Here is a 23,087-nt window from a genome sequence, read left to right on the forward strand (position 1 = left end):
GGGACGATGCGGGCGGGGTGTCAGTAGGCGAACGCGAGGACGTCCTGGCGGCGGTCCGCGTCGGGGTCGTCGTCCCCGGGTTCGTGCGGGGTGCGCGCGAGCTCGGGCATCGCGCTGGCCACGCCGCCGCGCACGTAGCGCACCAGCAGGAAGATCTCCACGACCAGCAGCACGGCGTAGACGACCGTGAGCGAGATGACCGAGAACAGCAGCTCGCCGACCGTGACGCCCGGCGAGACGGCGGCCGCGGTGAACATGAACACGCCGTCGACTCCCGTGGGGTCGGGGTTGGGGGCGACGACGAACGGCTGCCGCCCCATCTCGGTGAAGATCCAGCCCGCGGTGTTCGCCGCGAACGGCGCCGTGATCCCGGCGATCGCGAGCTTCATGATGCGCGGCGAGGCGGGCACGGTTCCCCTGCGCGTGAGCCACAGGGCCACCACCGCGCCGAAGGCGGACACGGCGCCCAGCCCGATCATGAGCCGGAAGCCCCAGTAGGTGATCCACATGGTCGGCACGTACGTGATCTCGCTGCCGGCCCGGTCGCCGTACAGGGGGTCGTCGGGCAGCCGCTCGCCGTAGCGGTCGACGTACATCGGCTCGAGGTCGAGGATGCCCGGCATCTCGGCGTTGAAGTCCCCCGCGCCGAGGAAGCCCAGGATCCCGGGGATCTCGATGAGCGTGACCACCGAGCTGCAGTCCGCGGCACCGGGGTCGCCGATCGAGAGCACCGAGAACGACGATCCGCTGTGGCACGCGGCCTCGGCCGCCGCCATCTTCATCGGCTGCTGCTCGTACATGAGCTTCCCCTGCACGTCGCCCGTGATCGCGACGGCGCCGAACCCGGCGATCGCGACGACCGCGCCGATGCGCAGCGAGCGCAGCCACACGGAGTGGTCCCGCTCGTCCCGCCCCGGCACGAGCGGATGCGAGCCCACGACGACCGTCCCGTCCGGGCGGACCGTGTCGATGCCGTCCTTGCGGCGCTGCCACAGGTGGTACCAGGCGATGCCGACGAGGAACATGCCGGCCACCATGAGCGAGCCGGCGATGGCGTGCGTGAACGCCGCGATCGCCGTGTTGTTCGTGAGCACGGCCCAGACGTCCACCATGACGGGCCGTCCGTCGACGAGCTCGACGCCGACCGGGTGCTGCATCCATGAGTTCGCGACGATGATGAAGTACGCGGACACCCAGCTCGCGCCGGCCGCGAGCCACAGCGCGGCCAGGTGCACGCCCTTGCGCAGGCGTCCCCATCCGAAGATCCACACGCCGAGGAACGTCGACTCGACGAAGAAGGCGAGCAGGCCCTCGAGCGCGAGCGGGGCACCGAAGACATCCCCCACGAAGCGCGAGTACTCGCTCCACGCCATCCCGAACTGGAACTCCTGCACGAGGCCCGTGGCCACGCCGAGGATGAAGTTGATGAGGTAGAGCTTCCCCCAGAACTTCGTCATCCGGAGCCAGCGCTCGTCGCCCGTGCGGACCCAGGCGGTCTGGAGGACGGCGACCGTCGCGCCCAGGCCGAGCGTGAGGGGGACCATCAGGAAGTGGTAGACGGTCGTGATGCCGAACTGCCAGCGGGCGATGTCGAGCGGATCCACGCGGGGCCTCCTCACAGGGGCGTCGGCCCGGCGGCCGGCGCGCGTCGCCGTAATTCTACGACGTGTAGAACTACTTCTACCATGGATCGAAAAAGTTCGACATCCCATAGAAGTGCTACCCTGGATGTCTGACCAGGCCGGAGGGGGTGGGGTTGTGGGCAGCCTCGGAGAGCTCGAACGGGCGGTCATGGACGTGCTGTGGGATGCGGACGCCGTGGCCCTCACCGCATACGACGTGCAGGAGCACCTCGAACGCGTGCAGGCGCGCCAGCTCGCGGCCACGACCCTGCTGACCGTGCTCTCGCGCCTGGAGAAGAAGGGCTTCGTCTCGTCGGACCGCTCGGCCCGGCCGCACCGCTATCAGGCGACGGCGAGCCGCGTCGACCACGTCGCCGAGTTGATGCACGAGGTGCTGGGGGACGCCGGCGACCGCAGCGCGGTGCTCGCGCGCTTCGTGGGCGGCGTGTCCGCCGAGGACGCCGAGGTGCTGCGCCGACTCCTCGCCGGCGCGGTCTGACCGACGTGGGCGCTCCGGCGCTGGCGGCGGAGGCCATCGCGCTGACCGCTGTGGCGGTGGCGCTCGCGTGGCCCGTGCCGATCCTGCTGTCGCGCGCCGCCTGGCCCGCCCGCGCGCCGGCGACCGCGCTCGTGCTGTGGCAGCTCATCGCCATCGCCGGCGGACTGTCCATGATCGGCGCGCTGTGGCTGTTCGGACTGGTCCTGCTTCCGGGTCGGCCGCTCCTGGCCGCGCTGCCCGCGGCGGCCCTGGCCTGCTACCTGCTCGTGCACCTCGTGCGGACGGTGGTCGCCTTCGAACGTCAGCGGCGCCGTCACCTGGCGCTGCTGCAGCTGCTGTCCTCCCCGCACCCCACGCGCGAGGCGACGCGCGTCCTGGACGACGCGGCGCCCGTCGCCTACTGCCTCCCGCGGGGCATCGGATCCGTCACGGTCCTGTCGCAGGGCCTGCTGGACCGCCTCGACGCGGACGAGCTCGCGGCCGTCATAGCCCACGAGCGCGCGCACGTGGAGGAGCGGCACGAGGTGCTGCTCGTCGCGTTCAAGGCGTGGCGGGAGGCGCTGCCCTGGTTCCCGATCGCGGCGCGCGCGGAGTCGGAGGTCGCGGCGCTGGTGGAGATGCGCGCCGACGACAGCGCGCGGCGCAGCCAGCCCGACGAGGTCCTCGCGCGCGCCATCCTCAGTGTGGCGGGCGCGACGGGTCCGGCCGCCCACGCGTCGTCGCGCCGCGATCGTCACCGTGATCGCTTCCTGCGCCTGGGCCGTGCCGGGTGAGGAGCCTCAGGCAGTGGCGGCGCGGGCCGCGCCGCACCGTGACGCACGGCCATGGCCGGGATAGGGTGGCGAAACGATGAGGACCACGCGTCGCACCTTCCTCGTCGGCGCCGGGGCGAGCGCCGTCGCAGTGCTGCTCGCGTCGTGCACGGGCGAGCCCGCGCCGCCGCGGACGTCCTCTCCCGCGCCCTCCCCGACGGGCGGCCTGGGCACGCCGACGCCCACCGGGGGCGTGCCGACGCCTGCGGCGTTCGTGCGCAGCGCGTGGGCGACGGACCCCTTCAGCCGCGGCGCCATGAGCTTCACGCCTCCCGGAGCGTCTCCCGCCGATCGTGATGCGCTCGGCGAGCCGGTGGGGGAGCGGGTGTTCTTCGCGGGCGAAGCCGTAGACGCGGAGGCGCCCGGCACGCTGCGCGGCGCGTATCACTCGGGACAGCGCGTCGCCCGGGACGTCATCGCGGTCGCCGACGAGGGCGAGCGCATCGCCGTCGTCGGGGCGGGGCTCGCGGGAGCGACAGCGGCGCGGCGCCTGGCGGACGCGGGGTACGAGGTGACCGTGGTCGAGGCGCGGGACCGCGTCGGCGGGCGCGTGCAGACCGTCCCCGACGAGGCGTGGGCCGGCGAGGATGACCTGGACGAGGCCGTGCTGCCACAGCTGGGGCCCTGGTTGCTGACGGACGCCGATTCCGAGATCTCCGCGAGGCTGGCCACGCTGGGGCTCGGCTCGGTCGAGCTCGAGGGGCAGGCGGCCGCGTCGGACGAGGGGGAGACCGACGTGCCCTCGATCGACCGTGTGCGCGAGGTGCTGGAGCACGCGGCGCTCGAGCCGGCCGACGCCTCGCTCGCCGACGCGCTGGCGGAAGCGGGCGCCGACCCCGAGGATCCCGCGCTTGCGGCCGTGCTCGCGGCGATCGCCGCGGTGTCGGGTGCGGACGCGGAAGAGCTCTCGAGCTGGTTCGCGCCGCCGCTCCCGGGCGGACCGCTCGCTGCTGCGACGGGCGACCTGACAGCGCTCGCGGGGATGCCGCTGGAGGGGCTGCAGGTCGCGCGCTCGACGGCCGTCGTCGGTGTCGCCTATGACGATTCCGGCGTGAGCCTCCGCCTCGGCACGGGGGAGGCGCTGTCGGTCGATCGCGTCGTCCTCACGGTGCCCCTCGGCGTGCTCAAGGAGGGCGGCATCGAGTTCGAGCCCGTGCTGCCGTTCACGCACCGGGGCGCGATCTCGGCGCTCGCGATGGGCGATGCCGAGAACGTGTGGCTCCGGTTCGACGAGCCCTTCTGGGACACCGGCTCACCCGCGGGCGCCGCCGCGGTCTGGCACGTCGTCGGAGGGGATGCGCCGATCCGCACCTGGATCAATCTGGAACCCGCCACGGGGCAGCCCGTCCTGGTGGGTTGCGTCGGCGGCGACGCGGCGCGCGAGCTCGCGGAGCTCGACGACGAGGGCGTGCTCGAGCGCGCGCTCGCGTCCCTCGCGGTCTTCGCACGCGACGCGACCCCGGGCTGATCCCGTCGCCGGGGCCCGCCACCCGCACACGGGCCGACATGGGGACTTCTGCCCCCGGCAACGGAGTGTTCACCTCCGCGACACGCGGGGCGGGCTCGCGGGATGGGAGGGTGACAACGCCCGCGGCGGATCGCCGGGGCAGCACCCACATGAGCCATCAGGAGACCGTCATGTCCGCACCGGCCCCGCTCCGCTCCATCGGCGCCGCGTTGACCGCGTTCGCGGTCGGCATCGCCGGCGCGATCGCCGGCGTCGCGCCCGCGCACGCCGCCGCATCGCCCGACGCGCCCGTCATCATCAACGAGGTCTACGGCGGGGGCGGCAACAACGATGGCCTCTACCGCCAGGACTTCATCGAGCTCTACAACACCACGGACGAACCGATCGATCTGTCCGGCTGGACCCTCCAGTACGCCGGCGCGACGGGCAACTTCAACAATCAGCACGCACTGACCGGGACGATCCCGGCGCAGAGCACCTACCTCGTGGGACAGGCGTTCGGCACCAACGTCGGGCTCCCGGAGCTGCCCGCCCCCGACGAGGAGGGCACCATGATGCTCAGCGGCACGGGCGGCAAGGTCGCGCTCGTGAGCTCCCTCGCCGCGATCGACGGCGACCCGGCGGGAGCGACGGTCGTCGACTACGTCGGCTGGGGCGCCGCGAACCGCTTCGCCGGTTCGGGCCCCGCGCCCGGCACGGGCAACTCGACATCGGTCTCGCGCGACGCCGCGCGGACCAACACGGCGGACAACGCCGCCGACTTCACGGCGGGCGCTCCCACCCCCGAGAACTCCGGATCGTCCGGTGAGCCCGGCCCCGAGCCCTCTCCCGAGCCGACGGCCTCTCCCGAGCCCACCGTCTCGCCCGAGCCCACCGTCTCGCCCGAGCCCACCGTCTCGCCCGAGCCCACCGTCTCGCCCGAGCCGACGGCGCCCGGCGAGCCGACCGTCGTCCCGATCGCCGACATCCAGGGCTCCGGCGATGCGTCGCCCCTCGTCGGCCGCACGGTCACGACCGAGGGAGTGGTCACCGCCGCGTACCCCACCGGTGGCTTCAACGGCTACGTGATCCAGACCGAGGGCTCCGGCGGCGCCGAGGACGCGACCCCCGGGCGCTCGGACGCGATCTTCATCTTCTCCCCGACGACCGCGGCACGCGTCGCCGTGGGCGACCTGGTGCGCGTCACCGGTGCCGTGAGCGAGTTCCACGGCCTCACCGAGATCACGGTCACCGGCACGGAGGGGCTGACCGTGCTGGGCACCGGCAGCGTCACGCCCGTCGAGGGACCCTGGCCGGCGACGGACGCCGAGCGCGAGGCGCTCGAGTCGATGCTGTTCCTGCCGACGGGCGACTTCACCGTGACGAACACGTATGCGACGAACCAGTACGGGGAGGTCGGTCTGGCCGCGGGCAGCCTGCCGCTGCGGCAGCCCACCGACGTCGCGCCCGCCGGCTCGGCGGAGGCCGCGGCGGTCGTCGCCGACAACGCGGCCCGCGCGGTCGTCCTCGACGACGGCAGCACGATCAACTTCCTGAACTCGGGCAACTCGTCGCTGACGCCGCCGTACATCTCGCTCGAGGAGCCGGTGCGCGTCGGCGCGGCGGTCACGTTCGACGAGCCCGTCATCGTCGACTACCGCAACAACGCGTGGAAGCTGAACCCGACGTCGCATCACGTCGCGGGCGAGCCCGCCCCCGTGAGCTTCGAGAACACCCGCACGGACGCCCCCGAGGCGGTCGGCGGTGACGTCACGGTCGCGACGTTCAACGTGCTCAACTACTTCACGACGCTCGGCGTCGACTGGACGCCGACCCCCACGGCGTATCGCGATCGTGCGGGCAACGGCATCACGGTGAACTCGTCGACCGGGCCGCGCGGCGCGTGGGACGCGACGAGCTTCGCGCGCCAGCAGGTGAAGATCGTCGCCGCGATCGAGGCGCTCGACGCCGACGTCGTGGGGCTGCTCGAGATCGAGAACTCGGCGGCGCTCGGCGAGGCCGCCGACGAGGCTCTCGGCGCGCTCGTGGCCGCGCTCAACGAGGCCGCGGGCTTCGAGAAGTGGGCGTACGTGCCCTCGTCGGACGAGCTGCCGGATGTGTCGCTCCAGGACGTCATCACGAACGCGATCATCTACCAGCCGGCCAAGGTGACGCCCGTGGGCGAGTCGCGGGCGCTCGGCACCGAGAGCGGTGCGGGCCGCCCGTTCGAGAACGCGCGCGAGCCCATCGCGCAGGCCTTCGCGCCCGCGGCGGGCGGCGACAGCGTGCTCGTCGTCGTCAACCACTTCAAGTCGAAGAGCGCCGGGTCCGCCTCCGGCGCCGAGGCGGACCAGGGCGACGGGCAGGGTGCCTGGAACGCGTCGCGCGTGCGCCAGGCGACCGCGCTGACCGCGTGGGTCGAGTCGATCACCGAGGAGGGCGACGCGGTCGCGCTCACGGGCGACTTCAACGCCTACACGCACGAGGACCCCATGCGGGTCTTCGCCGAGGCGGGATACGCCAACGCGGTGACCGAACTGGCCGAGAACCAGTTCTCCTACTCGTTCGGCGGACTGTCGGGATCGCTCGACCACATCCTGCTGAACGAGGCCGCCCTCGCGAAGGCGACGGGTGCGGACGCCTGGGAGATCAACGCCGAGGAGTCCATCGCGCTCGAGTACAGCCGGTTCAACTACCACGGCACGCTGTTCTACGACGAGTCCCCGTACCGGTCCAGCGACCACAACCCTGTCGTCGTGGGACTGGAGCTCGAGCCCCGGCTCATCGAGCTGAACCTGATCAACATCAACGACTTCCACGGCCGCATCGCGGAGGACGACACCCTCGCGTTCGCCAAGACGGTCGAGGACCTCCGGGCGCAGAACCCGGGGGCGACGGCCTTCGTATCGGCGGGCGACAACATCGGCGCGTCGCCGTTCGTCTCCGCGGTACAGGACGACCAGCCGACGATGGACGTGCTCAACGCCCTCGGCCTGCAGGCCTCCGCGGTCGGCAACCACGAGTTCGACCTCGGATACGACGACCTGATCGGTCGCGTCATGGAGGCTTCGGACTTCAGCATCCTGGGCGCGAACGTCTACGAGAAGGGCACGACGAACCCCGCGCTGCCGGAGTACGACGTCATCGAGATCGCGGGCGTCGACGTCGGCTTCGTGGGCGTCGTGACCGAGGAGACGCCCTCGCTCGTCACCCCCGCCGGAATCGAGGACATCGAGTTCGGCGATCCCGTGACGGCCATCAACCGCGTCACGGACGAGCTGCTCGACGGCGACCCGTCGAACGGCGAGGCCGACATCGTGGTCGTGCTGGCGCACGACGGAGCGGGTGCCGGCACGCCCGACGGCTCGACGATCGAGGAGGAGCTCGCCGCCGGGGGACCGTTCGCGTCGCTCGTGCTCGACACCGACCCGCGCGTCGCGGCGTTCCTGACCGGCCACACGCACAAGCAGTACGCGTGGGACGCTCCCATCCCGGGCACCGACCGCACGCGGCCCATCCTCCAGACGGGCAGCTACGGCGAGTTCGTCGGCCACACGACGCTCGTGATCGACCCCGAGACGCACGAGGTCGTCGCGTACGAGATCGACAACGTCGAGCGCGGCGACGTGCCGACGGATGAGGAGATCGCCGCGAGCCCTGTGCTGGCCGAGGTGAAGGCGATCGTCGACGAGGCGCTCGCCTACGCGGAGGTCATCGGCGGGCAGCCGATCGGATCCGTGACGGCGGACATCACGACGGCGTTCGCCGGCAGCGCCCGCGACGACCGCGCCTCCGAGTCGACGCTCGGGAATCTCGTGGCCAACGCGCTGCGCGACACGCTCACCGAGGAGCGCCTCGGCGGCGCGCAGATCGGCGTCGTGAACCCGGGCGGCCTGCGCGACGAGCTCTACTACGGCGAGGACGGCGTGATCACCTACGCCGAAGCGAACCAGGTGCTGCCGTTCGTCAACAACCTGTGGACCGTCACTCTCACGGGCAGCCAGCTCAAGACGCTGCTCGAGCAGCAGTGGCAGACCGCGCCCGACGGCACGCGACCCTCGCGCCCGTACCTGGCGCTGGGCCTGTCGGACAACGTCACCTGGGTCGCGAAGACGGCGGACGGCAACGCGACGCCCGGCGACAACGTCGCCGCGATCTACATCGACGGCCGGCTCGTGCAGCCGGACGAGGAGATCCGCATCGCCACGTTCTCGTTCCTCGCCACGGGCGGCGACAACTTCCGCATTTTCACGGAAGGGGCGGACCCGAGCGACTCGGGCCTGGTCGATCGGGACGCGTGGATCGCCTACATCACCGAGAACTCGCCCCTGAGCCCCAGCTTCGCCCGCACCCGCGCGGTGGTCCCGGCCCTGCCCGGACCCGTCGCGCAGGGCGGGACGGTCGCCTTCGAGGTGACGGGACTGGACCTGACGAGCCTCGGCTCTCCCGCGAACACCGAGGTGGAGGTCGCCCTGGGCGAGCATGCGCTCGGCTCCTTCCCCGTCACCGCGGGCACCGCGACGATCGCGACGCGCCTCCCGGAGGGCGTCTCGGTGGGCGCGCACACCCTGACGGTCACGGCGAGCCCGTCGGGCACCGTCGTGCGCGTCCCGCTCGAGGTCACCGCGGCGCCCGGCGAGCAGCCCCCGGGCGGGGGCGAGCAGCCGCCCGCGGGTGGCGAGCAGCCCCCGGGATCCGGCGGCGAGCTGCCCCCGACGGACGGGCTGCCGGGCACGGGCGGGATCCCCGCCCACGTCCCCGCGGACACGGAGGCGCTCCTGGAGCACGCGGACAAGCGCGTGACGGCCGTGGTGGACGGCGACCGGCTCATCTTCCGGGGCCTGGATCTGCCCGACGGCACGGTGCTCGAGGCGTACGGCTACTCGCGCGCGACATGGCTCGGCAGCGTGACGGTCCAGGGCGGCTCGGTCTCGGTCGACATCTCGAGCCTGTCGCGCACCGAACGCCACCACGTCGCACTGTTCCACGGCACCGAGCTCGTGGCGTGGGCGGAGGTGCCGCCTGTCGCGGCGGGCCCCGGCGGTCGACTCGCGACCACGGGCGGCGAGGCCGGTGGGACCGCGGCCATCGCCGGCATGATGCTCGTCGCCGGCCTGGCCCTGATGCTCCGCCGCCGCCGCACGGCGAGCTGAGCCGGCGCTCCCACCGGGCCCGTCGCGACTTCGCGGCGGGCCCGGTGCGGTCAATCCGGCCGCACCCGCTTGCGCGCAGCCACGGTGCCGGTGCGAGCGGTGGTGCCGGTGCGAGCGGCGGCGTACTCGGCGACGGCCGTGATCCGCCGTCGGCTCACCCAGACGAGCGCGGCGGCGACCCCGAGGAAGATGCTCAGCGCGGCGCCCGTCGTGAGCAGGAACTCCAGCGGGCCCGACACCTGCCGCAGGTCGAGGAAGTAGTACGGATACCAGCCGATGAGCGAGCCGCGCCACATCGTGACGCCGCCCCACAGCACCGGGTACGCGATCACGATCAGGATCACGCGGCGCGGCGCGCGCATGCGGCCGGGCGCGAAGACCCAGTCCAGCACCGCGAGGGCCGGCAGCCAGAAGTGCAGCACCTGATCCGACCAGGGGACGTCGATCCGGATCGCGCGCTCGCCGGCCTGCCACACGAGGAAGGCGAAGACGATCCCGGCGGTCGTCGTCCAGCTCAGCACGACGGCGCGCGCCGCGGTGATCCAGGGCCTGTCGACGAGCGTCACGAGCGCCGAGACGCCCGCGATCGCCCACACGACCGCGAACATGATGTTCGACTGCATCGTCAGGTATGCGAGGAAGTTCTGGCCCGCGATCGTCTGCGAGCTCAGGCCCCACAGCAGCCGGTGGACGAGGGCGATGACGCACAGCGCGGCCCCCGCGAGGCGCAGGAGGCCGGTCAGCGAGCGGAACCTCGCCCCTCTCGTGGTCACCGCGCGACCGTCCTCCGTCCTGGCGCGCGAGGTCGCGCCGTCTCGACGAGTCTAGGAAGGCGCTCGCCGCCCTTCGAGGACTTGACGCCCACGGCGAGGCGCGCGCCGTACCGCTTACAGGATCGGCTGTCCCGGATGCAGGCGCGTTCCCGTGCGCGCGACCTCGTCAGCCTCGTGTGGCATCAGGCGTCACGTCCGTCCTGTGAGCGGGACGTCCGCGGCTCGCAGGGTCACGACACGGCGCCCTGCGCCTCCAGCACTCGCAGCGCGAGATGCGTCTCGAGCCGCCGCGGGGAGACGTCCCATCCGGGGCCCAGCAGTGCGCCGATGCGCTCGAGCCGCTGGCGGACCGTGTTGCGGTGCAGGTGCAGCACGTCGGCGACGCGCGCCACGTTGCCGTCGCTCTCGAGGTAGAGGTAGGCCGTGCGCGTCAGCTCCGCGTCGCGGGCGCGGTCATAGTCGCGCAGGGGATCGACCGCTGCCGTGAGACTCTGCGGCAGATCGCCGCGCCGGGCGAGGTCCAGCAGCGCGCCGAGCAGGCCGAGCTCCGCGCCGTCGAGCACGCCGTCGCGCCCGAGCGCGGCGAGCGACCCGAGGGCGAGCTCGGCGCGGCGGTGAGCGTCTCCCAGGTTCCGGACGTCGTCGACGGGGCCGCCGAGACCCGCGCGCAGCCGCCATCCCCGCGTCGAGAACAGGGCTCGCAGCGGCCGCTCCCAGTGCGGATCGGCCGTGACCAGGCACAGGTGGTCGTGGTGCGTCGCCATCATGACGGAGCGGGTGCCCAGGCCGCGCACCGCCTGGAGGCGGCGCCGTCGGTCGGCCTCGGGAGCCTCGATCGCGATGGCCCACAGCGGCTCGCCCGGCTGCAGGCCCCACCGCTGCAGCCGGCGCTCCAGCCGCTCGCGCGGGACGTCCTGGCGCTCCAGCAGGTCGTCCAGCACCTCCGACTGCAGACGCAGGTCGGCGTCCTCCTCGGCGCGCGCGAACAGCATCGCGAGGGCGGCGTGAACCGCGACGCGCTCGAGCAGCGCGAGCGCCGGCGCGTCGAGCTCTCGATCCGCCACGAGCGAGCCCAGCCGCTCGCCCCCCGCCATCACGGCCACCGAGGCCGGGGGAGCGGCCTCGGCGGGATCCTCGCCCGCGCTGGGATCGTCCCGCGGCTCCGGCGGCGACGCCGCGCTCAGGAGGGCCCCGTCCGGATCGAGCAGGCGCAGGCCGCACGCGAGCGCGCTCTGGCCGACGGCGAGCACCCGGTCCACGTCGGGCGTCACCATGACCGCGTCCATGAGGCGGTCGTCGAGCTCGAGCACGCGCGTGATCAACGCCAGGTCCTCGGCGCTGCGCTGCTGCTGCCGGACGAGGTCCTCGGCCAGGCGCTCCAGCGCTTCGAAGCGCATCGAGTTGTCGAGGGCGACCGCCGCGTGTTTGCCGAGCGAGTCGACCGCCGTGATCTCCTCGGGCGTGAACGTGCGCGCCCGCCGCTCCGCGACGACGAGCGCACCGAGCGCCCGTCCCGCGACCGTCAGCGGTACGCCCATGATGGCGCGGACGCCCTCCGCGCGCACGATCTCATCGATCTCGGGGACGTGGATCAGGGCGGGATCCCGCAGGTAGTCGGCCGTCTGGTAGGGGGCGAGGCCGCCGGCGACCTGCCCCAGTACGCCTGTCCCGAGGGGCTGCCGCAGCGTGCGGTACGCGCTCGTCGCAACACCCTCCGACTGCCGGATGTAGGTCTCGCCCCGCTCGACGTCCGTGAGGCTCAGGTAGGCCATGTCGGTGCCCAGCAGGACGCGCGTGCGCCGGACAATCGCCTGGAGCACCGCCTCCACATCGCGCAGCGCGGTGATGTCGGTCGCGGTGTCGAGGAGCACCTGCAGCAGCTCCCCGCGAGGTCGTGCGCGCGCCGTGCCTCCGTCGGCGCTCGCGGGAGTGTGCTCCATCACACAATCATGCACCATCAGTGTTCTCGAGGACGTAGGCGGAGAAGGGGGCGCATCACTACGTTCGTTTACGCCCCGGAACGAGCCGGGCCGCGACGCGTCCCGGCTCGCGCTTGCGCCGGTACGAGAGGAGCATGATGCGGATCACCGGAGCGGTGCTCGAGGAGATCGGGCGGAGCCGTCCCTACGCCCGGTCGCGCCCCATCAGCGTCGGCGAGCTGGAACTGGGCGAGCCGGGTCCGACCGAGGTCCTCGTCAGGATCGAGGCCGCGGGTCTGTGCCACTCCGATCTTTCGGTGGTCGACGGCAACCGGGTGCGCCCCGTGCCCATGCTCCTCGGGCACGAGGCCGCGGGCCGCGTGGTGGCGGCGGGCGACGCGGTGCGCGACCTCGAGCCCGGCCGTCGCGTCGTCATGGCGTTTCTGCCCCGGTGCGAGGACTGCGAGGGGTGCGCGACCGGCGGCCGCCTGCCCTGCATCCCGGGGACCGCCGCGAACAGCGCCGGGACGCTCCTGCACGGCTCGCGACTGCTCTCGCGGGACGGCGAGCAGCTCTTCCACCACCTGGGCGTCTCCGGCTTCGCGACCCACGCGGTGGTCGACCGCGCCTCGCTCGTGCCCGTCGACGGCGACGTCCCTCCTGCCGTCGCCGCCGTGCTCGGATGCGCCGTGCTCACGGGCGGCGGCGCCCTCCTCAACGCCGTGCAGCCCGAGGAGGGCGACAGCATCATGGTCGTGGGCCTCGGCGGCGTCGGCATGGCCGCTCTCCTCGCGGCGATCGCGGAGGGCAAGGGAGACGTCATCGCCGTGGACAACGTGCCCCAGAAGCTGGAACTCGCGCGCGAGCTCGGCGCGTCCGCCGCCTACACGCCGGCCGAGGTCGCCGAGCAGGGCATTACCGCCACGCACGTCATGGAGTGCGCGGGGCATCCGCGGGCTTTCGAGACGGCGTTCGAGGCCACGCGCCCGGGCGGCCGGACCGTGACCGTGGGCCTGCCGGACCCCGCGGCGCGCGCCTCGATCTCGCCGCTGCGCATCACGGGCGAGGCGCGCACGATCATCGGCAGCTATCTGGGCTCGTCCGTGCCCGCTCGCGACATCCCTCGTTTCGCCGAGTGGTGGCGCGCGGGCCGCCTGCCGGTCGACCGGCTCATCAGCCGCACCATCTCGCTCCACGAGATCAACGAGGCGATGGACGAGCTGGCCGACGGGCGCGCCGTGCGCCAGGTCATCCTCTTCGACGCCGACTGACGTCGACCGGACCGCCGGCGGCGGATCAGACGCGGCGCCAGTCGTCGCTCTCGAGGCTCGCCCCCGCCATCGGGCCCATCTGCAACATCCCGCCGTCGACCGGCCAGCTCGCGCCGGTGACGTATGACGCGGCGGGCGAGGAGAGGAACGCGATCACCGCGGCGACCTCCTCTGGCACGCCGGGACGCCCGATCGGGATCCCGGGGCGGCGGGTGTCGGTGGCCTCCTCGGCCTCGATGCCGGTCATGGGCGTCGCGATGAGACCGGGCGCGACCGCGTTCACGGTGATCCCGTGCTCGGCGAGCTCGATCGCCATGGTCTTGAGCAGGCCCCCGAGGCCGTGCTTGGCGGCGTCGTACGCCGAGGATCCGACCTTCGGCTGGTGCTCGTGCACGCTGGTGACGCCGACGATGCGGCCGCCCCGTCCCGCCTGCACCATGCGCCGCGCGGCGCGCTGCATGACGACGAACGCGCCCTCGAGGTCGGTCGAGACCACGCGGCGCCAGCCTTCGAGGTCGACCTCGAGGAACGGCACGCTCTCTCCCGTGCCGGCGTTGTTGATGAACACGTCGACGCCGCCGAGATCCTCGGCGAGACGGTCGATCACGTCGCCGCACGCGGGGATGTCGGTCACGTCGAGGCGGGTCACCACCGCGCGGCGGCCCTCGGCCTCGACCAGGCGCGCCGTCTCCCGCGCGCCCTCCTCGTCGGTGTGCCACGTCACGCCGATGTCCATCCCGGCGCGGGCGAGCGCGACGGCCGTCGCTCTGCCCATCCCGGAGTCCGACGCGGTCACGATCGCGGTCTGGGGCTGGAACGTTCCTGGTTCGGTGCTCATGCCGGCATTCCACCCGTTTGGGGCCGGTGCCCGGAACCGCCTTGACATCGCGTGGCCGGGAGCGATGGCGTTGTGCCCGGCGAAGGACGCACGTAGGATTATTCGCGATACGCACACACGTTCGCACTGCGAACATGCCAGCGAGGAGGCCGGATGATCGACAAGACCGTCGCGAGCGTCGAGGACGCCGTGGCCGGGATCGAGGACGGCGCGACGATCATGATCGGAGGGTTCGGCCGCGCGGGCCAGCCCGTCGAACTGATCGACGCGCTCATCGCGCAGGGCGCGGGTGACCTGACCATCGTGAACAACAACGCGGGCAACGGCGACACCGGGCTCGCGGCGCTGCTCGCCGCGGGGCGCGTGCGCAAGATCATCTGCTCGTTCCCCCGGCAGTCCGACTCGTGGGTGTTCGACGGCCTGTACCGCGCCGGTGAGATCGAGCTCGAGCTCGTGCCGCAGGGCAATCTGGCCGAGCGGATTCGCGCGGCGGGCGCGGGCATCGGCGCGTTCTTCTCGCCCACCGGCGTCGGCACGCAGCTGGCGGAGGGCAAGGAGGAGCGCGAGATCGACGGCCGTCGCTACGTGCTCGAGTACCCCATCAAGGCGGATTTCGCGCTCGTCAGCGCGCTCAAGGCCGACCGCTGGGGCAACCTCGTCTTCCGGGAGACTGCTCGGAACTTCGGGCCCATCATGGCGACCGCCGCCACGACGACGATCGTCCAGGTCGACCAGACCGTCGAGCTGGGCTCGCTGGATCCGGAGACCGTGGTCACCCCCGGGATCTTCGTCGACCGCGTGGTCGCCGTGGGTGAGCGCCGCTGGCTGAAGGACGGCGAGTTCGTCGGCGGCGTCGACATCGAGGGCCGTCCGCTGGAGGCCGCCGACGACGCCGGCCCGGCCGCGCAGACGGATGCCGCGCAGAAGGACAGCAAGGAGGGACAGCAGTGACCACCCGGATCAGCCGCAACGACCTCGCGGCGCGCATCGCCGCCGACATCGCCGAGGGCTCGTACGTGAACCTCGGCATCGGCGCCCCCACGCTCGTCGCGAACTTCCTCCCCGACGACCAGGAGATCATCCTGCACACCGAGAACGGCCTGCTCGGGATGGGCGAGGCGCCCCCCGCCGACAGGATCGACCCCGATCTCATCAACGCCGGCAAGCAGCCCGTCACGGCACAGCCCGGTGCGGCCTACTTCCACCACGCCGACTCCTTCGCGATGATGCGCGGCGGCCACCTCGACGTGTGCGTGCTCGGGGCCTTCCAGGTGTCGCAGACGGGAGACCTGGCCAACTGGTCGACCGGCGCCCCCGGCGCGATCCCCGCGGTCGGCGGCGCGATGGACCTGGCCATCGGCGCCAAGCAGGTCTTCGTCATGACGGATCTGCTGACCAAGCAGGGCGAGTCGAAGCTCGTCGCGGAGTGCACGTACCCCCTCACTGGCGTCGGCTGCGTCACCCGCGTGTACACCGATCACGCCGTGTTCGACGTCGCGGACGGCGGCTTCCGCGTGCGCGAGCTGTTCGGCGACAACACGGTCGAGGGGCTCGAGGAGCTCACGGGCCTGAAGCTGCAGGGCTGACGCAGCAGGACTGAACCGGAGGACGAACATGAGTGCATTCATCTACGACGCCGTCCGCACGCCGTTCGGGCGGGCGGCGGGCGCGCTGTCGGGCGTGCGGCCCGACGACCTCGCCGCGGTGGTCATGAAGGCCGCCGTCGAGCGCACGGGCCTGGACCCCGAGCGCATCGAGGATGTCATCTTCGGCGACGCCAACCAGGCCGGAGAGGACAACCGCAACGTCGCCCGATTCGCCGCGCTGCTGGCCGGCTTCCCCGTCTCGGTGCCCGGCACGACGGTCAACCGGCTGTGCGGGTCGTCCGTCGAGGCGGTCATCCAGGGCTCGCGCGCGATCGAGGCCGGCGACAACCGGATCGTCATGACCGGCGGCGTGGAGTCGATGAGCCGTGCCCCGTACGTGGTCGAGAAGTCGCCCAAGCCGTGGCCCGCCGTCGGCAACCAGACGATGTGGAACACCTCGATCGGCTGGCGAATGACGAACAAGGCCCTCCCGGTGGAGTGGACGATCTCCAACGGGGAGAGCGCCGAGAAGCTCGCCGCGATCTACGACATCTCGCGCCACGACCAGGACGCCTTCGCCGTGCGCAGCCACGAGCTCGCGGCCAAGGCGTGGGCCGACGGCATGTACGACGCCGAGATCGTCCAGGTGGAGGGGCACGAGCTGGCCCGGGACGAGGGGATCCGCGACGGCAGCACGGTCGAGAAGCTCGCGACGCTCAAGGCGCTGTTCGCCAAGGACGGCACCGTGACGGCGGGCAACTCCTCGTCGATCAACGACGGCGCCTCCGCCGTTCTGCTGGGTGCCGAGGGTGCCCTCGACGTCGAGCCGCTCGCGCGAATCGCGGGCCGGGGCGTGCACGGCAACGAGCCCGACGTCTTCGGCGTCGCGCCCGTGGAGGCCGCCAACAAGGCGCTCAAGCGCGCCGGCAAGACGTGGGCCGACGTGGACTTCGTCGAGCTCAACGAGGCGTTCGCGTCGCAGAGCCTGGCGTGCATCCGGCAGTGGGACATCGACCCCGAGAAGGTCAACATCCACGGCGGCGCGCTCGCGATCGGGCACCCGCTGGGCGCATCCGGCGGCCGCATCATCGGCCACGCCGCCCAGGAGCTGAAGCGCCGGGGCGGCGGCGTGGCCGTCGCCACGCTGTGCATCGGCGTGGGCCAGGGGCTCGCCGTCGTGCTCGAGCGGTGATCCCGCCAGTCCATGTCCCACTTCGTGTCGCTCTGGCACGCGCATTCCGGCAGGAAGTGGGACATCGGTGGGCAGGAAGTGGGACATCGGTGAGCGGTGAGAGGGTGTGTGGATGAGCGAGAGCGGGATCGCCGCGGGCGGGCGCGAGTTCGTGCAGTCGTTCGCGCGCGGGCTCTCGGTCATCCGGGCCTTCGACGCCGATCACCCGCGGCTGACGCTGAGCGAGGTCGCCGCGCGCACCGACATGACGCGCGCGGCGGCCCGCCGGTTCCTGCTGACGCTGCAGGAGCTCGGCTATGTGCGCAGCACCGGCCGCGACTTCACCCTGACCCCGCGTGTGCTGGAGCTCGGGTTCAGCTATCTCGCGGCGCTGTCGCTGCCGGAGATCGTGCAGCCGCACCTCGAACGCCTCTCGCGCGAGGTCGACGAGAGCGTGTCCGCGGCGGTGCTCGACGGCGACGACATCGTCTACGTCGCACGCGTGCCGACCCGCCGCATCATGAGCGTCGGCATCACGATCGGCACGCGCTTCCCGGCTCGTCGCACGAGCATGGGCCGCGTGCTGCTCGCCGCGCTGCCGCCGGCGGACCGGCCGGACGCGGACCCGGCGTTCACGGCGGAGCTTGACCGGGTCGCCGCGCAGGGATGGGCGATCGTGGACGCCGGCCTCGAGCCGGGCCTGCGCTCGGTCGCGGCCCCGCTGCACGGTCGCGACGGCCGCGTGGTCGCGGCCGTCAACATCTCCACGACGGCGGGACGGGTCACGCTCGAGCGCCTGCGCACCGAGCACCTCCCGGCGCTCCTCGCCGCGACGCGTGCGATCGACGCCGAGCTGCGCCACCTCTGACGCGGCCTCAACTCGCCGCTGGGGCACGGGATCGCCGGGCGCCCGCGAGGCGTTCAGGACGCGACTGCCGCGCGCAGCAGGTCCAGCGCGGCCGCCGGCGCGGCGTGCGTGATCGCTCCCCACAGGATGATGCGCTCGCAGCCGTCGAGCTCGACCGCGAAGGACTCCCCGGCCTCCCGGGCGCCGAGCGTCGGATACAGGGCGACGAGCGTGCGCGGGACCGACGCGCACTGGGCGTCGGCTGGCTCGGCGGTCTCGATGACGTCGAGCAGCAGCCGGGTCGTCGCGGCGTCCAGGGTGCGGGCCCCCGTGAACCAGGCCGTGTCGGACGGCGCGAACGCGGTGTCATCCGATCCCGTTGGCGCAGGCGCGTGAGCCGGATCGGTCGAGTAGACGCAGACCCGCAGGCCGTCGACCCCGGCCTCCCGCGACGGCGCGGGAACCGGAAGCGTCGATATCCCGGGCCGGGGCAGCGGGTGCGCGACCATGTCTTCGGACAACGCCTCGTCCGGTAGCGCGCCGTCCGGCAGGGCGTGCGGCGCGACGATGCGCAGCGGGGTGGCGGGCCGACTCGCCAGGCACTCCGCGCGCCGCGCCTCGGCAGAGTCGATCAGCCGGTGCCTCTCGTACACGGTTTCGACCACGTCGAGCCCCGCGAGCGCGGCCTCGACCCGCGCGGTCCTGGGCTGGCGGCAACCGTCCGAGGGGTAGGCCACGCGGATCGCGTCCCCGCTCGCGTCGATGAGCCACAGCTCGGGGACGATGACCTGCATGGCGGGGCACGCGCCCGGCCAGCGCGGGTCGTCGGGTTCGGCCAGCGCCTCCAGCAGCGGCCCGAGGTCGCCCTCCAGTCGGTCCCGGGCGGTGGCCGACCAGCTGCCGTGCTCGTCGTCGAAGTGCCGCAGCGCGTCGCACCGGTATGCCGCGACGGCGCTGAACTCGGCAGGCACGCCGCCCGGTGTGGGGAGACCCTCCGGCGGGGAGAAGCCGTCCCCGCACTCGACGGCGGGGACGGGGACCGCCTGCGGGCGCGGCTCCGGCGGCGTGGCGCAGGCCGCGAGCGCGAGTGCGAGCGCCGCCACCACGATGGCGGAGACCCGGCGTCTGCTCACGCAGCCACTATGCCATCGCCTCTGCCATCGGCGCGACGCGTGGCGGGGAGCGTCAGGACCGCGCCGGGTGCACGAGCACGCTGCCGTCGCCGGGGAGCTCGGCCGTGACCTCGCCGTCGGCGGGAAAGGCGGTGAGGTCGTCGACGAGGAGCGCCGGCACGCCGAGCGCCACGAGGCCCACGGCGAGCTTGGTGTTGAGCTTCGACGTCACGATCGCCCGCGGGGCCGTGCCCATGATGCGTGCGAGGTGGAACTGACCCGACCACCCGGAGGACCCCTTGGCCCCGGGGATCACGAGGACGCGGTCGGCGAAGACGCCGCCCCGCTGCGGGTGCGTGACCTCCGTGATCGTCCCGCGGCGGGGGTCGATGCCGCCCCAGCCCGAGATCGCGGCCGTGCACACGAGGGCATCCCCCGCGGCCGCGCCGGCCACGAGCGTGCGGCCCGTGAGGCGGATCACGGCAGCCTCCCCGACAGCGCCGCCGCGACGCAGTCGGCCGTGGGCGCGAAAGCGCCCTCGACCCCCATGATCGCGGGCAGGTAGTGGGCCTGCTTCGCCGAGTCCGTGGCGAAGCGGCGTGTTCCCGGCGGGACGAACTGCCCGATCGCGGGGCAGGTGTCGGAGAGCACGAGCGCCCCCGACGCCTCGATGGCCGCGAGCAGCCCCTCGTCCCGGGCCCGCTCGCGCAGCGCGCCGGGGGTGAAGATCCACAGCGCGACGTCGGGCGACACGCGCCGGCCGTCCAGCAGGGCGGCGACCTCCCGCAGCTGGTCGTAGGACGCGTGCGGGCAGCCGATCATGACGAAGTCGACCTCGTCGCCCGTGCGCGTGGCATTGAGCCGGGCGATGGCCGCGTCCAGCTCTGCCGCGCCGAAGACGAGCTCCTCGGCGTCGGCGCGCAGCACCTGCTCGGGCGACGCGCACTCGGCGGTCACGCCCGGGATGTGGAACAGCTCGACGTCGCCCGAGCTCGCGGCGGCCGCGCCGAACTGCTTGAGCTGGACGAGATCCGGCCGTGTCGCGATCCCCTCCAGCAGCGGCACCCGGTCCTCGACGGCGTAGCCGAGCCAGTAGCCGAGCGCGTTCCAGCCGAAGGTGTCCGGGATGGGCGCCTCGACGCGCACCCGCACGTCCGCGCGCCGGTGCTCGTCGAGGTGCAGGCCCGCCTCGGGCGTCAGGCCCGTGAGCATGGCCGCGGCGGCCGACTCCCGGCCCTCCGTGTTGGTGCGGGCGCCGATGACGGAATTGATGAACACGACGGCGGAGGACTCCATCCAGGCCACGTGCTGTCCGTACTCCGGCAGGAACCCGACCTGATACGGCGTGCACGTGCTCAGCAGGCTGACGCCCAGCCCCTCCAGGTAGGTCTGGCTCTCCTCGACCTTCGCGACGGCTGCCGGCGTCATGTTCTGCACCTCGCCCGCCCGGATCCGGTCGACCGGGCCGATGAGCTGGCACGAGGGAACGCGCGCGGGCGGCACGTCGAGCCGTCCCGGCGAGTTCAGCGAGTACTCGCTGAACAGCCGCACCGGGTCGTCGCTGCCGAGCGGGCGGGAGTGCCGCGGACCGTAGAGGTTCGCCCCCGCCGCGCTCGAGATCTCGATCAGCCGCTCCGCCGCCATGATCTCGCCGTATTGGACGAGCACCCGCATGGCGGCGGCGATCGCCTCGCCCTCGTCGCCCGCGGCCATCGCGCGCTGCCGGGCCGTCAACTGCATGAGTCCTCCTCGATCCGCGCCTCGCTGCGCTGCCGAGCTCGCGCGCCGGAGGGCGCACGGTCGCACCGTAGCCGCCCGCCGCCTCCCCCGACCGCCCGTGTTCCGATCAGCGAAAGGCGGGGGAGGGCGTCAGTCGCGGTCGGGGATCGAGGGACGGTCGGCGTGCGGATGCCGGGGAATGAACGCCGTGAGCAGGGCCGCTCCCAGGGCTGCGCCCGCTCCCAGCCAGAAGCAGACCTCGAACGCGGTCGACGACGGCACGGGGATCCCGTCGTGGTCGACCGTCATCGCGGCGAGGACGGCGGCCATGACGGCGGCCGCGCTCGCCGTGCCGAGTGAGCGGAACAGCGCGTTGATGCCGTTGGATGCGCCCGTCTCGTGAGCGGGCACGGACCGCATGATCAGCATGGGCATCGCGGCGAAGCTGAGCCCGATGCCGATGCCGACCATGGTGTTCGCGACGAACACGTGCCACACCTCGTCGTTCCAGACCAGGAGGAGCCCGTAGGCCGCGCCGACGGCGAGCGTGCCGCACGCGAGCATGAGGCGCGCGCCCAGGCGGCGCTCGAACCAGCCCGACAGGGGCGAGATCACCATCATCATCAGACCGGACGGCATCACGACCAGGGACGTCACGAACATGCTCAGTCCGAAGCCGGCCTCCGAGTCGCCCGGCAGCTCCAGCATCTGCGGCAGGGTGACGTTGGTCCCGAACAGGGCGAAGCCCATGCCGATCCCCGCGAGGTTCGTGTAGAGGACCGCGGGCCGCGCGGCGACCCGCAGGTCCAGCAGGGGTTCCTTCGCACGGAGCTGGTACCAGCCCCACAGCAGCAGCACGGCGATGCCGCCGAGACCGGAGCCGAGCGTCGCGGGCGATGTCCATCCCCAGTCGGCGCCCCGGGAGATCGCGAGCAGCACGCCCACGAGCCCGGCGGCGAGGCCGAGCGCTCCGACGAAGTCGAATCGCGCGGGGGTGCGGAGCGTGCTGGGCGGCACGAAGAGGAGCACGAGCACGAAGCCGATCACGCCCAGCAGCGCGGCGGCCCAGAACAGCATGTGCCAGTCGAGGTGCTCGACGATCAGCGCGCTGACCGGCATGCCCAGCGCGCCGCCCACGCCCATGGTCGCGCTCATGAACGCGACGGCCGTGCCGAGCCGCGCGACGGGGAGGACGTCGCGCATGATCGCGATGCCCAGCGGGAGCACGCCCATGGTCGCCCCCTGCAGGGCGCGGCCGAGGATCACGCCGCCGATCGTGGCGGACAGCGCGGCCACGGCCGAGCCGAGGATCAGCATGACGATCAGCACGAGGACGATGCGGCGTTTGCCGTACATGTCGCCCAGTCGGCCGGAGATCGGGGTCGCGCAGGCGGAGACCAGCAGCGTGATGGTGACGACCCACGCGGTGTCGGCGCGGTCGGCGTCCAGCAGGTGCGGCAGCTCCGCCTGGATGGGCACGACGAGCGTGAACATGTAGGCCGAGCACAGGCCTGTGAACGCGAGCGCGAAGACCGTCAGCCAGGGGGGCGTCGAGCGGGTCAGTGCTCGTCTGTCGTCTCTGCCCCTCACCCCGCAAGGCTATCGGCGTTCCGTCGCCGCGGGCGCAGTCGGCGAGCGGCGGGGCCGGGCGGCGGCGTCCGCCCCGCCCCGCGCGTCACCGTCCGCTCGCCCGGTCGGCCCGGGCGCCGCGCCCCCGGCGCGTCGGCGGATCGGAGGCGAGCACCTCGCGCTCGTACTCCTGCATTGCGCCGCTCGACTCCAGCATCTTGACCAGGAGCGCGTCCAGCTGCTCGACCTCTGCGGGCGTGAGACCGCCGTGGAGGATTTCCATGCGGCGCATCGCGATCGGCATGAAGTCGTCGTGCACCTCGACGCCGGCGGGTGTGAGGAAGAGGTGCCGAGAGCCTCGCGCGCCGCCGAGCTCGCCGATGAGCTCGCGCTGGAGCAGCACGTTGACGCTGCGGGAGGCGATCGACTTGTTCATTCCGAGGATCTCGCACAGCTCCTTCGCCGTGGCCCCGGGCCAGTTGCCGAGCGCGCTGAGGATGCGCCACTCGTTGCTGCCGACCCCGTGCAGGTGGTGGAAGACGCGCGAGCTGCCCCACACGAGGATGTTCGACAGCAGCCCGATGAGCGCGGGCGTGTAGTGGTCGCGATCGATCGTGAAGGGGAGGCGCTGAGTGCTGAGGCCGAGCTTGCGGGCCTTGGCGGCGATCTCGTCGGACACCACGGTCCGCTCTTCGTCGTTCGCCCCGGACACCATGCCTCGCTCCCTCCGCCGCGCGCGCGGCAGCTCC

General features: G+C 72.8%; 18 protein-coding genes. 9 read left to right on the forward strand and 9 right to left on the reverse strand.

What is annotated here, in order from left to right; all coding sequences use genetic code 11:
- Window positions 1–20 precede the first annotated feature (20 nt).
- A complete protein-coding gene (locus tag IEX37_RS13800; RefSeq protein ID WP_188756868.1) occupies window positions 21–1,604 on the reverse strand; it encodes a cytochrome ubiquinol oxidase subunit I in 1,584 nt (527 codons plus the stop codon).
- A gap of 154 nt (window positions 1,605–1,758) precedes the next feature.
- Between IEX37_RS13800 and IEX37_RS13805 the strand changes: the two genes are divergently transcribed.
- From IEX37_RS13805 to IEX37_RS13820, 4 genes are all read left to right on the forward strand, one after another.
- Entirely contained in the window at window positions 1,759–2,121 is a 363-nt protein-coding gene (locus tag IEX37_RS13805) for a BlaI/MecI/CopY family transcriptional regulator (RefSeq protein ID WP_188756898.1), read from the forward strand.
- Window positions 2,122–2,126: 5 nt separating this feature from the next.
- Complete coding sequence (locus tag IEX37_RS13810; protein WP_188756869.1) at window positions 2,127–2,894, forward strand: M56 family metallopeptidase; 768 nt, start codon at window positions 2,127–2,129, stop codon at window positions 2,892–2,894.
- 76 nt (window positions 2,895–2,970) lie between these two features.
- Complete coding sequence (locus IEX37_RS13815) at window positions 2,971–4,401, forward strand: flavin monoamine oxidase family protein (RefSeq protein ID WP_188756870.1); 1,431 nt, start codon at window positions 2,971–2,973, stop codon at window positions 4,399–4,401.
- Between the two features lie 170 nt (window positions 4,402–4,571).
- On the forward strand, window positions 4,572–9,533 hold the full coding sequence (locus tag IEX37_RS13820; RefSeq protein ID WP_188756871.1) for an ExeM/NucH family extracellular endonuclease: 4,962 nt from the start codon (window positions 4,572–4,574) through the stop codon (window positions 9,531–9,533).
- Window positions 9,534–9,583: 50 nt separating this feature from the next.
- Here the strand turns inward: IEX37_RS13820 and IEX37_RS13825 are convergent, their stop codons facing one another.
- Complete coding sequence (locus IEX37_RS13825) at window positions 9,584–10,306, reverse strand: Pr6Pr family membrane protein (protein ID WP_188756872.1); 723 nt, start codon at window positions 10,304–10,306, stop codon at window positions 9,584–9,586.
- Window positions 10,307–10,536: 230 nt separating this feature from the next.
- Window positions 10,537–12,246, reverse strand: a complete 1,710-nt coding sequence (locus tag IEX37_RS13830; RefSeq protein WP_188756873.1) for a helix-turn-helix domain-containing protein — start codon at window positions 12,244–12,246, stop codon at window positions 10,537–10,539.
- 137 nt (window positions 12,247–12,383) lie between these two features.
- On the opposite strand from IEX37_RS13830, the gene IEX37_RS13835 reads away from it, so the two are divergent.
- On the forward strand, window positions 12,384–13,496 hold the full coding sequence (locus tag IEX37_RS13835) for an alcohol dehydrogenase catalytic domain-containing protein (protein WP_188756899.1): 1,113 nt from the start codon (window positions 12,384–12,386) through the stop codon (window positions 13,494–13,496).
- A 25-nt stretch (window positions 13,497–13,521) separates the two neighbouring features.
- On the opposite strand, the gene IEX37_RS13840 is transcribed toward IEX37_RS13835, so the two are convergent.
- Window positions 13,522–14,334: an SDR family oxidoreductase gene (locus tag IEX37_RS13840; RefSeq protein ID WP_188756874.1), complete on the reverse strand. Its 813-nt coding sequence runs from the start codon at window positions 14,332–14,334 to the stop codon at window positions 13,522–13,524.
- A gap of 153 nt (window positions 14,335–14,487) precedes the next feature.
- Between IEX37_RS13840 and IEX37_RS13845 the strand changes: the two genes are divergently transcribed.
- The 4 genes from IEX37_RS13845 to IEX37_RS13860 all read left to right on the forward strand — a co-directional run bounded on the left by IEX37_RS13845 (window position 14,488) and on the right by IEX37_RS13860 (window position 17,959).
- Complete coding sequence (locus IEX37_RS13845) at window positions 14,488–15,285, forward strand: 3-oxoacid CoA-transferase subunit A (RefSeq protein WP_188756875.1); 798 nt, start codon at window positions 14,488–14,490, stop codon at window positions 15,283–15,285.
- On the forward strand, window positions 15,282–15,920 hold the full coding sequence (locus IEX37_RS13850) for a 3-oxoacid CoA-transferase subunit B (protein ID WP_188756876.1): 639 nt from the start codon (window positions 15,282–15,284) through the stop codon (window positions 15,918–15,920). The genes IEX37_RS13845 and IEX37_RS13850 overlap by 4 nt, the downstream gene beginning before the upstream one ends.
- 28 nt (window positions 15,921–15,948) lie before the next feature.
- Window positions 15,949–17,112, forward strand: coding sequence for a thiolase family protein (locus IEX37_RS13855; protein ID WP_188756877.1), 1,164 nt, complete (start codon window positions 15,949–15,951; stop codon window positions 17,110–17,112).
- Between the two features lie 112 nt (window positions 17,113–17,224).
- Window positions 17,225–17,959: an IclR family transcriptional regulator domain-containing protein gene (locus IEX37_RS13860; RefSeq protein WP_188756878.1), complete on the forward strand. Its 735-nt coding sequence runs from the start codon at window positions 17,225–17,227 to the stop codon at window positions 17,957–17,959.
- Between the two features lie 53 nt (window positions 17,960–18,012).
- On the opposite strand, the gene IEX37_RS13865 is transcribed toward IEX37_RS13860, so the two are convergent.
- The 5 genes from IEX37_RS13865 to IEX37_RS13885 form a co-directional block, all read right to left on the reverse strand.
- On the reverse strand, window positions 18,013–19,071 hold the full coding sequence (locus IEX37_RS13865) for a hypothetical protein (RefSeq protein WP_188756879.1): 1,059 nt from the start codon (window positions 19,069–19,071) through the stop codon (window positions 18,013–18,015).
- A gap of 52 nt (window positions 19,072–19,123) precedes the next feature.
- Window positions 19,124–19,531: an aconitase X swivel domain-containing protein gene (locus IEX37_RS13870; RefSeq protein ID WP_229663279.1), complete on the reverse strand. Its 408-nt coding sequence runs from the start codon at window positions 19,529–19,531 to the stop codon at window positions 19,124–19,126.
- Window positions 19,528–20,790, reverse strand: a complete 1,263-nt coding sequence (locus IEX37_RS13875; protein WP_188756880.1) for an aconitase X — start codon at window positions 20,788–20,790, stop codon at window positions 19,528–19,530. The genes IEX37_RS13870 and IEX37_RS13875 overlap by 4 nt, the downstream gene beginning before the upstream one ends.
- 129 nt (window positions 20,791–20,919) lie before the next feature.
- Complete coding sequence (locus IEX37_RS13880) at window positions 20,920–22,359, reverse strand: MFS transporter (RefSeq protein ID WP_188756881.1); 1,440 nt, start codon at window positions 22,357–22,359, stop codon at window positions 20,920–20,922.
- Between the two features lie 85 nt (window positions 22,360–22,444).
- Complete coding sequence (locus IEX37_RS13885; RefSeq protein ID WP_188756882.1) at window positions 22,445–23,053, reverse strand: MarR family winged helix-turn-helix transcriptional regulator; 609 nt, start codon at window positions 23,051–23,053, stop codon at window positions 22,445–22,447.
- Window positions 23,054–23,087 lie beyond the last annotated feature (34 nt).

Source organism: Microbacterium album, from assembly GCF_014643695.1.
Lineage (GTDB): Bacteria > Actinomycetota > Actinomycetes > Actinomycetales > Microbacteriaceae > Microbacterium > Microbacterium album.

Excerpts from the sequence above, each read along its gene's own strand:
- IEX37_RS13845 (WP_188756875.1), top strand. The coding sequence starts at position 14,488 with ATGATCGACAAGACCGTCGCGAGCGTCGAGGACGCCGTGGCCGGGATC.
- IEX37_RS13885 (WP_188756882.1), bottom strand. The coding sequence starts at position 23,053 with ATGGTGTCCGGGGCGAACGACGAAGAGCGGACCGTGGTGTCCGACGAG.
- IEX37_RS13855 (WP_188756877.1), top strand. The coding sequence starts at position 15,949 with ATGAGTGCATTCATCTACGACGCCGTCCGCACGCCGTTCGGGCGGGCG.
- IEX37_RS13860 (WP_188756878.1), top strand. The coding sequence starts at position 17,225 with ATGAGCGAGAGCGGGATCGCCGCGGGCGGGCGCGAGTTCGTGCAGTCG.
- IEX37_RS13830 (WP_188756873.1), bottom strand. The coding sequence starts at position 12,246 with ATGGAGCACACTCCCGCGAGCGCCGACGGAGGCACGGCGCGCGCACGA.
- IEX37_RS13820 (WP_188756871.1), top strand. The coding sequence starts at position 4,572 with ATGTCCGCACCGGCCCCGCTCCGCTCCATCGGCGCCGCGTTGACCGCG.
- IEX37_RS13835 (WP_188756899.1), top strand. The coding sequence starts at position 12,384 with ATGCGGATCACCGGAGCGGTGCTCGAGGAGATCGGGCGGAGCCGTCCC.
- IEX37_RS13815 (WP_188756870.1), top strand. The coding sequence starts at position 2,971 with ATGAGGACCACGCGTCGCACCTTCCTCGTCGGCGCCGGGGCGAGCGCC.
- IEX37_RS13840 (WP_188756874.1), bottom strand. The coding sequence starts at position 14,334 with ATGAGCACCGAACCAGGAACGTTCCAGCCCCAGACCGCGATCGTGACC.
- IEX37_RS13875 (WP_188756880.1), bottom strand. The coding sequence starts at position 20,790 with ATGCAGTTGACGGCCCGGCAGCGCGCGATGGCCGCGGGCGACGAGGGC.